This window comes from Pantoea sp. PvP021, from assembly GCF_054056055.1.
Window position 1 is genome coordinate 140,428 of record NZ_JBSRXX010000010.1, and the last position, 12,821, is coordinate 153,248.

At 54.3% G+C, this 12,821-nt stretch carries 11 protein-coding genes; 3 read left to right on the forward strand and 8 right to left on the reverse strand.

Annotation, left to right across the window (positions count from 1 at the left end; translation table 11 throughout):
* The first annotated feature begins 86 nt into the window (after window positions 1-86).
* Both ACVKSX_RS20660 and ACVKSX_RS20665 read left to right on the forward strand, forming a co-directional pair.
* Window positions 87-656: a pyridoxamine 5'-phosphate oxidase family protein gene (locus ACVKSX_RS20660; RefSeq protein ID WP_191919386.1), complete on the forward strand. Its 570-nt coding sequence runs from the start codon at window positions 87-89 to the stop codon at window positions 654-656.
* 286 nt (window positions 657-942) lie between these two features.
* Window positions 943-2,421, forward strand: coding sequence for a YsnF/AvaK domain-containing protein (locus tag ACVKSX_RS20665; protein ID WP_354439326.1), 1,479 nt, complete (start codon window positions 943-945; stop codon window positions 2,419-2,421).
* 213 nt (window positions 2,422-2,634) lie between these two features.
* Here the strand turns inward: ACVKSX_RS20665 and ACVKSX_RS20670 are convergent.
* The 3 genes from ACVKSX_RS20670 to ACVKSX_RS20680 form a co-directional block, all read right to left on the reverse strand.
* Window positions 2,635-3,728 (reverse strand): IS3 family transposase gene (locus ACVKSX_RS20670; protein WP_354439397.1). Its coding sequence is split into 2 segments (ribosomal slippage): window positions 2,635-3,497 and window positions 3,497-3,728, totalling 1,095 coding nucleotides; the frame shifts between segments, so codons are not numbered across the junction.
* A 99-nt stretch (window positions 3,729-3,827) separates the two neighbouring features.
* The gene (locus ACVKSX_RS20675; RefSeq protein WP_022624214.1) at window positions 3,828-4,121 is read right to left on the reverse strand and encodes a DUF1493 family protein; all 294 of its coding nucleotides are present in this window, start codon (window positions 4,119-4,121) and stop codon (window positions 3,828-3,830) included.
* On the reverse strand, window positions 4,115-4,573 hold the full coding sequence (locus ACVKSX_RS20680; RefSeq protein ID WP_031292265.1) for an STM2901 family protein: 459 nt from the start codon (window positions 4,571-4,573) through the stop codon (window positions 4,115-4,117). The genes ACVKSX_RS20675 and ACVKSX_RS20680 overlap by 7 nt, the downstream gene beginning before the upstream one ends.
* Window positions 4,574-5,236: 663 nt before the next feature.
* Here ACVKSX_RS20680 and ACVKSX_RS20685 point away from each other — a divergent pair.
* A complete protein-coding gene (locus ACVKSX_RS20685; protein WP_354439324.1) occupies window positions 5,237-7,783 on the forward strand; it encodes an excinuclease ABC subunit UvrA in 2,547 nt (848 codons plus the stop codon).
* Between the two features lie 55 nt (window positions 7,784-7,838).
* Here the strand turns inward: ACVKSX_RS20685 and ACVKSX_RS20690 are convergent, their stop codons facing one another.
* The 5 genes from ACVKSX_RS20690 to ACVKSX_RS20710 all read right to left on the reverse strand — a co-directional run bounded on the left by ACVKSX_RS20690 (window position 7,839) and on the right by ACVKSX_RS20710 (window position 12,639).
* Complete coding sequence (locus ACVKSX_RS20690) at window positions 7,839-8,093, reverse strand: Txe/YoeB family addiction module toxin (RefSeq protein ID WP_010256862.1); 255 nt, start codon at window positions 8,091-8,093, stop codon at window positions 7,839-7,841.
* Window positions 8,090-8,341, reverse strand: a complete 252-nt coding sequence (yefM, locus tag ACVKSX_RS20695; RefSeq protein WP_010256861.1) for a YoeB-YefM toxin-antitoxin system antitoxin YefM — start codon at window positions 8,339-8,341, stop codon at window positions 8,090-8,092. Before yefM ends, ACVKSX_RS20690 begins: the two co-directional genes overlap by 4 nt.
* A 184-nt stretch (window positions 8,342-8,525) precedes the next feature.
* Window positions 8,526-9,365: an MBL fold metallo-hydrolase gene (locus tag ACVKSX_RS20700; RefSeq protein WP_045139830.1), complete on the reverse strand. Its 840-nt coding sequence runs from the start codon at window positions 9,363-9,365 to the stop codon at window positions 8,526-8,528.
* Between the two features lie 167 nt (window positions 9,366-9,532).
* On the reverse strand, window positions 9,533-10,846 hold the full coding sequence (locus ACVKSX_RS20705) for a CitMHS family transporter (protein WP_031292261.1): 1,314 nt from the start codon (window positions 10,844-10,846) through the stop codon (window positions 9,533-9,535).
* Window positions 10,847-11,187: 341 nt separating this feature from the next.
* Entirely contained in the window at window positions 11,188-12,639 is a 1,452-nt protein-coding gene (locus ACVKSX_RS20710) for a flagellin N-terminal helical domain-containing protein (protein ID WP_072000552.1), read from the reverse strand.
* Window positions 12,640-12,821: the final 182 nt, after the last annotated feature.

Consider the following 12,821-nt stretch of genomic DNA (forward strand, 5'->3'; position numbering starts at 1 on the left):
TCGCTGCGCTGTCAGGCCTTCTGCCCACTTCATTGCTACGCTTTTAGCCAGATGGCTGAAAATTGATCCTGATGAGAGTAATCCCCATGGAATTGAAAACGTTTGAAACTGGAGCCTGGGCTGCGCTGCAGGAATCTGCAACCGATCCACAGGGTGGATTTCGTTATCTGATGCTCTGTACGGTCGATGCTCTGCTACAACCTCAGGCGCGCACCGTGGTTCTGCGCAAGTGTGCCGACGACCGCAGGATGCTGACATTTCATACGGATGTTCGCAGCCCGAAGTGGCAGGAGATGGCGGCGAATCCGCAGGTCACCGTGGTGGGATATTGCCATCAGCGTCGCCTGCAGTTACGGCTGGCAGGGCGGGTTGCGTGTTATGCGGCGGGAAGTGATGTTGCCCGGGCAGCCTGGCGTGCGTTACCGCAGCACACGCGGCAGACTTACATCGGCGGACCTCCGGGGGAAGCACGGACAACGGCTAACGAGACGTCTGATGCGACGGCAGCGGAAACCGGGGAATCCCGTTTTGGCGTGGTGATTTTGCAGGCCAGTGTGCTGGACGCCTATCAGCTTCATCGAAACGAAAATCAGCGCGCCCTGTTTCGCTATTCGGCTAACGGCGAGTTGCAGGAAAGCGAATGGCTCAACCCCTGACCCGATATGCCTGATTCACTTCGGGTCGGGTTAACGCCTGATTGATCCTCTTTTTGCGTATGCGATAAAAGAGATTTCACTGTCTGCCGCTTCGTTAGCTGATTTTTATCTGCCGCACCGCTTAATCGATTTTAGCACCACGTTATCTTCTTATAATGGCTTTTTTTTGCTTTTTCCTGTCTTTTGGCATTGTTTGTGCCAGGCTTTAACTAACCGAAAAGCAGTGACTTATGCTCAAGGTAAAGAAAAGTACAAATGATCGCTCTGTATCACAGGCAGGTTAAACATGAACAATCAACCTCCTGAAAAACCAGGGTCAGAGGGTAGCGACCAGGTGATAAGCCTGGCGGAGGAAACCGTTGAGGTCTCAAAACAGCGGGTCATCGACGGTCATGTCAGGGTTACCCGACAGGTCACTGAGCATCAGCAGAAGATTGCGCTGATGCTCCGGCACCAGACGGCGGAAATAGAACGCATTCCTAAATCGGAACGGCTGGCTGAGATGCCGGAGATCCGTGAAGAAAATGGCGTTCTGATCATTCCTGTCGTTGAAGAGGAAGTCGAGATCGTTCGTCATCTGGTGCTGAAAGAGGAGTGGCATATCCGCAAAGTTGTCAGTGAAGAAGCGACAGAACAGGTTGTTTCCCTGCGCAAACAGCATGCTCACCTGACCCGAACACCCTATTCAGAGCCGTCCGAATCCATCACCGAGGAACACAACATGGCGCGTGAAACAATCGTAACAATGTTCAGCAATATCTCACTGGCAGAGGGTGCAAAGCGTAACCTGATCAAGGCCGGGTTCCTGGATGATGACATTGATATCATCTCCGGTGATCGTTTGCGTACCGAAGGTCAGGAGGCCCGTCACCCTGGCTTCTGGCAACGCCTGTTCGGCAATACGCTGGAGGAGGATCAGGCCGAAGTGTATGAAGACGCGATGCGAACCGGCGGAGTAGTGCTGTCGCTGCGGGCCGATGAAGATGAGTTACCTCGCGCCCTGGGCATCCTTGATGCACATGAAGAACTTACCGAGCGCAGTGCGGCGCTGCCCGATGATTACGCGCCCGGTTACGCGACCAGTGATGGTCTGACTGCACCTGCCAGTGGAACGCTTCAGGATAATGCCGCCGTCGATCCGCTCTCTACCGATCCTGCCCATCGTGGCGCTGCCCGTACTGCCCTGACCGGTGACGAAAGTGACGAGGATGTACTGCGTCTGGCCGAGGAGCGACTGGAAGTGGGTAAACGTCTGGTCAGTGAAGGTTCAACCCGCGTTCGTCGCTACACTGTCACCGATCAGGTCTCAGAAAATGTCTCGCTGCATGAGCAGCACGCCGCAATCTTCCGTCGTCCGGTGAATGAATCAGGTTCACCCACCCATGTTGACTGGTCTGAAAAAACTGTCGAAGTGGAAGAGACGCATGAGCAGCCCGTGATTAATAAGACCGCGGAGATCATTGAAGAGGTGGTGTTACGCAAAGAGACAAGCGATCGGGTTGAAACTATCAACGATTCGGTACGCCGTCAGGAAGTGGATATTGACCATGTCAGTACAGATCCTCTCGGCGCAGATCGGCTGACCGGGAATCGTACTGTGGCCGATCCGTTGCTTGAAAGCACGCGTCAGGCCCGCGCTGACCACGACACCCGTCCGGTAACGCCAGGCAGCGAGCCAGCGCATAAAGAGGGTTTCGCGGAAAAGGCCGGTGATAAAATCGCGGAAGCGAAAGAGAAAGTCGAAGACAAGTTTAAAAAGCCGTAATGCCGGATCGGTGATTGTCGCCTTCTATGCCTGAAAACCCGTCGCAGACGGGTTTTTTTCATAAATCACACTGAAATTCTGTAGGCAATTTAATGGCATCACTTAGACCTGACACCCGTTGACGGAGAATGGCCACATTGAAAGTTGTATAGAGCTCTCGTCTTAAGTGTGTGTACGTTATTCGTGACCTGCCCCTAGTATTAGATACAACGATCAGTTAGTAATGTCGGTTTGTTTATCTTCTGATTTTCCATTTCTCCAGCCTGCTGCAAATTCAGACGGCGTCTGGTAATTCAGCGATGAATGAGGTCTGGACTCGTTATAGTCCTGCCGCCAGTCATTAATGATTTTCCGGGCATGAACAATATCGCTGAACCAGTGTTCATTCAGGCATTCATCGCGAAAGCGTCCGTTAAAACTCTCAATAAATCCGTTCTGTGTCGGTTTACCGGGCTGAATAAGCCGCAGCTCCACGCAATGCTCAAAGGCCCATTGGTCAAGTGCTCTACAGTTAAACTCCGGCCCCTGGTCAGTTCTTATCGTAGCCGGATATCCGCGAAACAGCGCAATACTGTCCAGAATATGCGTGACCTGCACGCCTGAAATCCCAAAGGCAACAGTGACAGTCAGGCATTCCTTTGTGAAGTCATCGACGCAGTTAAGGCACTTGATCCTGCGACCGGTGGCCAGTTCATCCATGACGAAATCCATTGACCAGGTCAGATTGGGCGCATCCGGGCGAAGCAGCGTAAGCCGCTCAGTCGCCAGACCCTTACGACGTCGTCTGCGCTTCACACTCAGGCCGTTAAGGTGATAAATGCGGTATACCCGCTTGTGGTTGACGTGAAGGCCCTCACGACGCAATAACTGCCAGATCCGCCGGTAACCAAAGCGACGGCGTTCAGGTGCCAGCTCTGTGATGCGTAGAGATAGCTGCGCGTCAGCAGCCGGACGCTGAGCTGAATAACGGCAGGTTGCAAGAGACAGACCTGCCAGCCTGCAGGCACGACGTTGCGACAGACCCGTTGCATCACATATGACTTCCACGGCTTCCCGCTTCTGGTCTGTCGTCAGAACTTTCGACCCAAAGCCACCTGAAGCGCCTCCTTATCCAGCATGGCTTCGGCGAGCAGCTTCTTAAGGCGGACGTTCTCCTCTTCAAGTAACTTAAGCCGCTTTACCTCAGGGACTTCCATGCCGCCAAACTTCTTGCGCCAGGTGTAGAAAGTAGCGTCTGAAATAGCATACTTACGGCAGAGTTCCCGTGCAGAAACCCCGGCTTCGGCCTCGCGGAGGATACTGATGATCTGTTCGTAGGAAAACGCTTCTTCATGGGGATGCCCTCATGTGGCTTATGAAGACATTACTAACATCGGGGTGTACTAATCAACGGGGAGCAGGTCATATCAGTCATAGCACCATCGCCTGGCACGGGCTGACTCGATTACCATCCCGATAGTAAGAGGGATGGCCTCGCGCGGGTTTTTTGGATAGTAGAGGCTGAAAGTCACCAGATCAGAATCCATTCCAAACGCATCGAAGACGTTCTGAAGGCATTCCGCAGCGTCCTCCGGGTCAAGCTTCATGTCCTGATTAAGCGACATCTCTGGCGTGAGTGTTTTTTTCCGGAACGTAAGCAGCGATCGGCCGTTCCACGGCTCAATGAGTGCCATTACGCGTGCCTGTGTGTCATCTACCATAACTTATCCTCCCCGCGAGCGATGGCATTGTACAGTCTGACCGAATTGAAACTGATATCGGCAACGTCTCTTGCCAGAATCACCCAGCCCACGACGGGTATCGCCCGACCAACAAAGGTGCTGAGCTTATGCGTAAAAAGAATACGCGCGGTCCGGGGCGGGTATCCCCCTACGATGGTGGGGAGCTGTATGCCGAAAGGAAACTTGGCGTTAGGGAATACTCTGCGTGCTGCCCGTGAGGCATAGGAGGTACCTTTGAGAGCATCGCGCGGTTTGGTGCGGGTAGTCAGGACATTACGTCCAGACAGGATGGCCACGATCGCTCCGAAGTCATCAATGCCCAGCTGTTCAGCGACTTCTTCACAGAAAATCATGAAAAAGAGCTCACCAGCGGTGAGGTTCGGTCTACCTGCGTAGAAATAGGTGTTATTGAGTTCTTCAGTCGTATCCACTGCCAGCTCCCACAAGTTCACTTCATTCATCATCCTGATGCTTCTTAAACAATACCTCGCGCGTTCATGCTTGACAACCTGATGGTCTGGGACAGGATAATAAAAAACGGTAATTTCACCTCATCTCCCTGAAGGCATTCGCGGCATCATTTCAGAAATGGGCATGGTTTCGCTATCCTTATGAATTAAATGATTTTTTTATGCCGTCAGCACGCTGAATAACGGGAGCGGGACGGCACCAGGCACTCTGGAGTGCATACCTGGCCATAGAGAGATAAAGGTTATAGAAAGGTTCGTGGGGTATTAAACATTTCCCATTCTTTATATCCATACCTTACATAGACCTGCATTTATCGATACCACCGGAATCTACATTAGAGTCACATAAGCAATTCGCTAGTGACAGCTTTGGCTTGTTTAAGTTTTCTCCAGGGTTTTCTTAAGAGATAAGAAGGCTTCCTGTACATGCTGGTTACCAGTCTGTGCTGCCACGAAGCGATGAACCCCCCTCGCGTTGTGCAGACCGCGATCCCTGACTACCCTTGCTGTTGTTTCTATCCCCAAACGGGCCGGATAGCCTGAACGCCGGATTAGCATCTGCAATTTTTAGTCATTAACGGCAGGCGATTGTGAATCTGCCGTGCATTATCAATCAGGGAAATCATGACAGAACAACGCAACGCCGATCATTACCTCGCTGATGAGCACATTGATCCTTATATCTCGGTACAGGGTGCAAGAACACATAATCTCAAAGATGTTTCGCTGCGATTTCCCCGCAACGCCATGGTGGTGTTCACCGGGGTTTCAGGCTCCGGTAAATCGTCCCTCGCCTTTGATACTCTCTATGCGGAAGCCCAGCGCCGGTTTATCGAATCGGTGTCGCCACATGCCCGTCGTCTGATCGATCAGGCTGCTGCACCGGATGTGGATAATATTGACGGACTTCCACCCACGGTGGCGCTTCAGCAGAGCCGGGCTGGCGCGCAGGAGCGTTCAACGGTGGGCAGCCTCACCCGAATTTCTGTCACGCTGCGCCTGCTGTTTTCCCGTGCGGGCGTAAGGCCTGAAGGCGTTCCCTTTATGACCGCCGATTATTTCTCGCCTAACAATCCTGAAGGTGCCTGTCCGCATTGCCAGGGACTGGGAAGAGTGCACACCGTTAAAACCGAGTCGATGGTGCCGGATAGCTCACTGAGCATCCGCCAGGGAGCTATCGCTTCCTGGCCCAGAGGCTGGCATAACAAAAATCTGCGCAGCATCCTTGAGACGCTCGGCTACGATGTTGATGCGCCCTGGAATACGCTTTCAGCCCGTGATCAGCAGTGGATACTGCTGACTGACGAACAGCCATCGGTGCCAATTTTTGTCGGTCTGAATGCTGAGCAGCGCGAAAACGCGCTGGCGGCGGGCGAAGAGCCGGCTTATACCGGCACGTACACCAGTGCAGCAAAAATCGTGCTGCAGAGTTATTCGGGTGGCAGCGAGACGACGAAGAAACGGCTGGCGCGCTTTGTGACGGTCACTCCCTGTTCTGAATGCCACGGTAAAAGGCTAAACCGGGATGCGCTGTCCGTGACCTTTGCCGGTCATGACATTGCCAGCCTGAGTGAGCTGTCGGTCTCTGAGCTCGCTGAACTGCTGAAGCCTTATGCACGTGGCGCATCGCCGGACCTGCCGGCAGAGGCGGCACTGCGTGAGGCGGTCATCCGGATGGCGTCGGATATCTGTATGCGGCTTGAGCAGCTGGAAACGCTGGGTCTGGGTCATCTGGCGCCGGGACGCCGTACCACCGTACTCTCATCCGGCGAGCTGCAGCGCGTGCGTCTGGCCACTCAGCTGATATCGCGGCTGTTTGGCGTGCTTTATGTGCTGGATGAGCCGTCAGCCGGGCTGCATCCCGATGATGTCAAATCGCTGCTAGCATCCCTGAAGAACCTGGTGCGTGCCGGTAATTCGCTGGTGGTCGTCGAACATAATATTGACCTCATCGCCGAGGCGGACTGGCTCATTGAGGTCGGCCCCGGCCCGGGAACGCATGGCGGCGAGATCGTCTATAACGGCGAACCAGCAGGGCTTGAAGAAGTCAGTGCGTCACCCACCTCGGGCTATCTTTTCTCACGAAACTATACCGGGCTGCGCCAGCGCCGGCCCGCAGAGAGCTGGCTCTGCTTTGAACAGGTCTATTGCAACAATATTGCCGGAGTGGATATCGCCATCCCACTGGGGAGAATGACGGCCGTCACTGGCGTGTCCGGCTCCGGAAAATCGACGCTGCTGAATCGCGTGCTTCCGGAAATGCTCGGACGTTTTGACAAAACGCCTGACATCGAGGAGGGCGAGGAAGAGGATCTGGTGCCGGACGTTAAAGGTCAGGTTGTCAGCGGAAGTGACGCCATCGGCCGATTGGTCAGAATCGATCAGCGTCCTATCGGCCGGACACCACGCTCAAATCTGGCCACTTACACCGGATTTTTCGATATCGTCCGCAGGCTGTTTGCAGACACCGACGCGGCGAAAGCCAAAGGCTTCAGCGCCAGCCGGTTTTCCTTTAATCTGCCAGCCGGACGCTGTCCTGCCTGTGAAGGGCAGGGACAGATTTCGATTGAGCTGCTCTTCATGCCGAGCGCTACCGCAACCTGTTCCGTCTGCGCGGGAAGCCGTTATAACCCCGAAACGCTGGAGGTAAAGTGGAACAACCTGACGATAGCGGATGTGCTTGATCTGACCGTGGACGACGCCACTGAGGTGTTTCATGGGCATGACGGGATCCAGCGTTCGCTTAAGGCACTAACGTCGCTGGGGCTGGGATATCTGACGCTGGGTCAGCCCGCCACTGAACTCTCTGGCGGCGAGTGCCAGCGTATCAAGCTTGCCTGGGAGCTGCAGCGGGTCCAGCGTACGCCCACGCTTTATCTGCTTGATGAACCTTCAACAGGATTGCACCCGTCTGACATGGATAAGCTGCTGGTAGTGCTGGATGAACTGGTAAAGCGTGGTCATACCGTAATTATGGCGGAACACAACATGCGCATAGTGGCAGAGGCGGACTGGGTGATTGATCTGGGTCCCGGCTCGGGTCTTAAAGGAGGAAGGGTTGTCTCCTCCGGCTCACCGGAAGAGGTCAGCGCATCTGCAGAGAGTCTGACTGCGCCCTGGCTTTCCGCACAGCTGAAAAAGAGGGCGGGCGATCCGGATTGCGGTGGATGATTACGCCGCTGAAACTGGTGCATTGTAAGGGCTCAGGCGCAAGCTCCTGAGCCCGTCAGTAATGATAACGGCATGAGGCAATCAATAGAGCATCCCCGCTGACAGCGTACACCAGCCGATGTTCTGCCGTGATTCTGCGTGACCAGAAACCTGCAAGATTATGCTTTAACGGCTCGGGTTTTCCTTTGCCTTCAAAAGGCGTCCTGCTGGCATCTTTGAGCAGCTCGTTTATCTTTTTAACGGTTTTTTTATCGGCATCCTGCCAGTAGAGATAATCTTCCCAGGCTTCTGCGGACCAGGTTAGTTTCACTCAATAATATCCCTGTCAGTCCCGTTACCGCTTTGCAGGCTTTCGATAGAATCCATCAACCTGCGCGCATTTTTAGGTGACCGCAGCAGGTATGCCGTCTCTTCCAGTGAGTTATATTCCTCAAGCGACATCAGCACGCAGGATTCACCGTTCTGGCGAGTGATCAATACCGGCGCTTTATCTTCAACTGTCTGAACCATAGTGGCAGACAGATTCTGTCGGGCTTCGCTGTAACTGATTGCTCTCATAGTACCTCCGTAGTAAGTAATACAAATCATTGTACAATGATAAGCTATGACAAGGAAGCTTAAGTGAGAAGACTGGATATGAAATCGCGAAAGCGACAAAGTAACAGGCGCCTGACAAACCATAACCCTGAGTTTTCATCCGGTCACCATGCTGCTCGAATCAGTGAATACGGGTATTTTCTCATCAGCGCAGCGGCGCATTAACCTGTAACGCATCCAGCTCACGGGCGTCGTGACTGCAAAAAAAGGTGATTTCGCCGCCGCGCTGGCAGGAGAGCTCACGCAGTCGCTGCTGATTGTGTCGTCTGGCCACGTTATCCATGCCCATCATCCACTGGTAAAAGCGCAGTCCCGGCGTGCAGTGTCGCGTCTGCTGCCGCATTTCGCCGCGGTAAAACCAGGCATCGCCGCCGTGCAGCAGCCAGCCATCGGGTTGCTGAATCGCGATACCCGCGTGACCCGGCGTATGGCCCGCCAGCGGCACCAGCAAAATCTCCGGCGGTAAGTCACGCAGGCGATTAACCGCCTCAAAACCAAACCACTTTTCTCCCTGCGGCTGATAGGTCTCCCAGTTGCTGATCCCACCCCATTGTCCGGGCCGGTAACGTTCCCGTGACAGCCAGCTATGACGCTGATGCGCGGTATCAACCTCCTGCTGCAACAGATGGATTCGCGCCTGCGGAAAATCGGTCAGTCCGCCAGCATGATCAAAGTCGAGATGGGTCAGAATAATATGCCGCACATCCTCAGCCCGGAAACCCAGTGACGTAAACTGTGACAGTGCGGTCAGTTCATCGCGGCGCTGAATATTGTTTAATGCGCGGAAAAAGCCGGACAGGCGGCTGCCGGGCGCATGGATATCCTGACGACCAAAGCCGGTATCCACCAGCACCAGCCCGTCGCGATCCGTCTCAATCAACAGACAGTGACAGACCAGATGTGCTTTCAGGCCTTTACTGAATCCATCATAGAACGCGCCGCCCAGCGGACACATACAGCCACAGTTAAGGTGGTGAATTTTCATCGGGCCTCCATAGGGGCAATGGGGATATCTCTGAGAGGCTACGGCCTGTCCGGCGCGTAGCACATCAGCCTGGCTATAGAGTGTAGAGAGGGATGACGCAGTAGGCGGAGCGGTGAAGCGGATAACCGGGAAAAATTGCCGGTTATCCGCCATAAAGCAGAGGATTATCAGGTGTGGAACAGCGGGAAAGCACCGGTCAGCAGACCGCCCGCCATCAGCACCAGACTGACCAGAATCCCCCACTTTATTGCAAAGCGCTGGTGGTCGCCGATGTCGACTTTCGCCAGACCCACCAGCAGGTAGACTGACGGCACCAGCGGACTCAGCAGGTGGAATGGCTGGCCGACAATAGAAGCGCGGGCAATCTCTTCTGCGGTAATGCCGTAGCTGGCCGCCGTCTGGGCGATAACCGGCAGAATGCCGAAGTAAAAGGCATCATTCGACATAAAGAAGGTAAACGGCAGACTGACCAACGCGGTGAACACCGCCAGGAAAGGGCCGAAGCTGGGCGGGATCACAGCCAGCAGGCTCTTCGCCATGGCGTCAACCATGCCGGTGCCGGAGAGGATGCCGGTGAAAATACCGGCGGCAAAAATTAATGCGGTCACCGCCAGCACGTTACCGGCATGGGAGCTGATGCGGGCTTTCTGCTCCTCCAGCGTGGGATAGTTGAGCATCACCGCTATCGCAAACGCCAGCATAAACAGGATCTGAATCGGCATTAAACCAATCACCAGCAGCACCAGCAGCACGGTGGTCAGGATAAAGTTAGGCCAGAACATTTTCGGACGGCGATTGGCTGCGCACTCTTCGGCATCGCCCAGCCCCAGCTCAATGTTGTCGAGATGATGATCTTTCATGGTCATCACGCCAAGACGCTTACGCTCACGCAGGCCAAACAGCACCGCCATTGCCACCAGGCTGGCACAGGCCAGCAGCATGGCTGGCAGCATCGGAATAAAGATATCGAGGGCGTCAATGCGCAGTGCCGCCGCGGCACGGGCTGTCGGGCCACCCCAAGGGGAGAGGTTCATGATGCCGCTGGCAAGGTTCACCAGGCAGGTCATCATCAGCACGTTCATGCCCAGCCGGTGATAGAGCGGCAGGAATGCGGCAATGGCAATCATGTAAGTGGTAGAGCTGTCACCATCCAGAGAAACCAGCAGCGTTAGTACCGCCGTTCCGACCAGCACTTTCAGGGGGTCACCGCGCACCATCCGAAGAATAAAGCGCACCAGTGGGTCAAACAATCCGGCATCGATCATCAGACCGAAATAGAGAATGGAGAAGGTCAGCATCACGCCGGTAGGGGCCAGCTTTTTGACGCCGTCCAGCATCATGGCACCCAGACCTGCGTAAAAACCGCCAATCAGCGCAAATATGGTTGGTATCAGGATCAGCGCAATCAAGGCTGACATGCGTTTGGTCATGATCAGATACATGAAGCAAACAACCATGGAAAAACCCAGTATCGTCAGCAAATTAACAGCCCTCGCAATGGCGGAAAAGTAATGAAAAAGTTACATACCGGCAGGAAAATTCAGGTAATTACTTAGCGTGGTAATGATTAACCTGTTGTTTTAATTAACCCTGCATTCAAAGATGATAATAAATAGTTGTCAGTATTTAGCATTTCTTTAACAAAGAAGGGTGATCATGATCATCTTTAAACGGTTCTTAAACGAGATTGTGTGACTGAGATCAAAGGGTGTCGAAGTGTAACCGGGGTTTCGGGCCAGCTGGGGGCTGAATCAGGCGGGTAGTAGAGTGGTGGAGAAACAGGGTAACCGGCTGAGCCTTGATGCTCAGCCGGTTAACGTTATTAGCTGCCTAACAGCTGAATAATCATTTCAGGGGTTTTATTCGCCATTTTGCTGACGGCAGTCTGACCCTGCTGAATAATCTGGCTGCGTGCCAGCTGGCTTGCTTCTTCAGCATAGTCCGCATCCTGTATGCGGCTGCGAGCCGCTGAGGTATCCACACCCTGCTGCGATAACACATTACGGTTGGACTCGTAACGGTTGATCTTTGCGCCATAGATCGACTGATAACCGCTGATCTTCTCGAGCGCGCTATCCAGTGCCTTCATGGTGGTTGAGATATCGCCCTCTGTAAGCAGCGTTGTGTTGTTCAGCCCCAGCGTTTTGGTATCCGATGGCGTTGCCGGAATAGTATCCGACTGGATCGGCTGACCGTAATCGGCGCTGGTGACCACCTCCATAGGTTCGCTCTTCTTCGGCGGCGTCGCAGGCACACCTTTGGGTTCCGGCAGATTTCCCCAGGTCAGATTACCGGTGAAGGAGCCATTGCCCACCACCACCACAATCAAATCCTCGCTGACGGTATCCAGCGTGATGCGCTCAAGCCGGTTACTGGTGATGGTGCCGTTGTTGAAATCGCCGCTGGCGACATCCTCATAGCGATCGCCGTCACCGCTGTAAGTGATGTTCATGCCGTTGTAGGTGCTGCTGTTACTGCCCGCCAGCGTCCAGCTCGGGCCGCCCTCCAGCAACTGGGAGCTGTCATAAGCCGCACCGCTGGCAAATCCGTTACTGCTGGTCAGCAGGCGACTATCCGCGGTAGCCGAATTAGTGATGCTTTTGCTGGCCCAGGTGTAATCAGGCGCACTGCCGTCCAGTGGTGTACCGACCAGGTGTTTACCGTCGCGGGTAAAGAGCTGGAGATCGTCATCCATACCCAGTGAGTCGATGGTGATGCTTATCGCCGTCGAGCCTGCCGGGATATAGGCCAGCGGGATCACGCCAGAGGTAAAGGAGTAATTCTTGCCCGGCACCGGAAACTTCGTGTTGATAGGGTCAACGTTACCCAGTTTCGCAGGGGGAAGATCGGGATTATTCGTCGCCAGCGGATAGCGGCCAAAAATCTCGGTGTGGTCTGCCACTTCATTGATGCCTGCCATAATCTGCTGATACTGGCCGTTGATGCTCTGTCGATCGGCGTCCGACAGCGTGCCGTTAGCGGCCTGGACCGACAGGGTGCGCGCCTGGATCAGCAGATCGACGATGCTGCCAAGGCCGCCACTGGCGGTCTGGGAATAGCTGATGGCGTCATTGAGGCCACGCGCTACCACCGCATCGGCATTAATATTGGCCGTCATGCGGTTGGCAATCGCCTGACCTGCCGCATCATCTTTGGCACTGTTAATTCTCATCCCTGATGATAACCGTTCAACCGTTCGTCCCAGAACAGAGTCAGTGCTGTACCGCGTTTTGTTCGTAATCGCGGCGGTTTCGTTATGGTTGATCGTTAACATGGTCGCTTCGAACAGGGAGAGGAGTCTCTGTTTTATCGGCAGGGTGATAAGCAGCTTTAATCTCTGTGGCGACAAAAAGGCAGGAAATACGGGGGCAGACGGGCAAGAGGCTGATGGTTAACCGCTTTTCAGATAAAAAAAATTAACGGTTCAACCCGGTCAGGAAAAACGCCTGCCACGCG

What these genes read in the sequence shown, in the direction of transcription:
- ACVKSX_RS20660 (WP_191919386.1), top strand. Translation starts at nt 87, where the DNA reads ATGGAATTGAAAACGTTTGAAACTGGAGCCTGGGCTGCGCTGCAGGAA.
- ACVKSX_RS20675 (WP_022624214.1), bottom strand. Translation starts at nt 4,121, where the DNA reads ATGGTAGATGACACACAGGCACGCGTAATGGCACTCATTGAGCCGTGG.
- yefM (WP_010256861.1), bottom strand. Translation starts at nt 8,341, where the DNA reads ATGAGAGCAATCAGTTACAGCGAAGCCCGACAGAATCTGTCTGCCACT.
- ACVKSX_RS20665 (WP_354439326.1), top strand. Translation starts at nt 943, where the DNA reads ATGAACAATCAACCTCCTGAAAAACCAGGGTCAGAGGGTAGCGACCAG.
- ACVKSX_RS20685 (WP_354439324.1), top strand. Translation starts at nt 5,237, where the DNA reads ATGACAGAACAACGCAACGCCGATCATTACCTCGCTGATGAGCACATT.
- ACVKSX_RS20700 (WP_045139830.1), bottom strand. Translation starts at nt 9,365, where the DNA reads ATGAAAATTCACCACCTTAACTGTGGCTGTATGTGTCCGCTGGGCGGC.
- ACVKSX_RS20710 (WP_072000552.1), bottom strand. Translation starts at nt 12,639, where the DNA reads ATGTTAACGATCAACCATAACGAAACCGCCGCGATTACGAACAAAACG.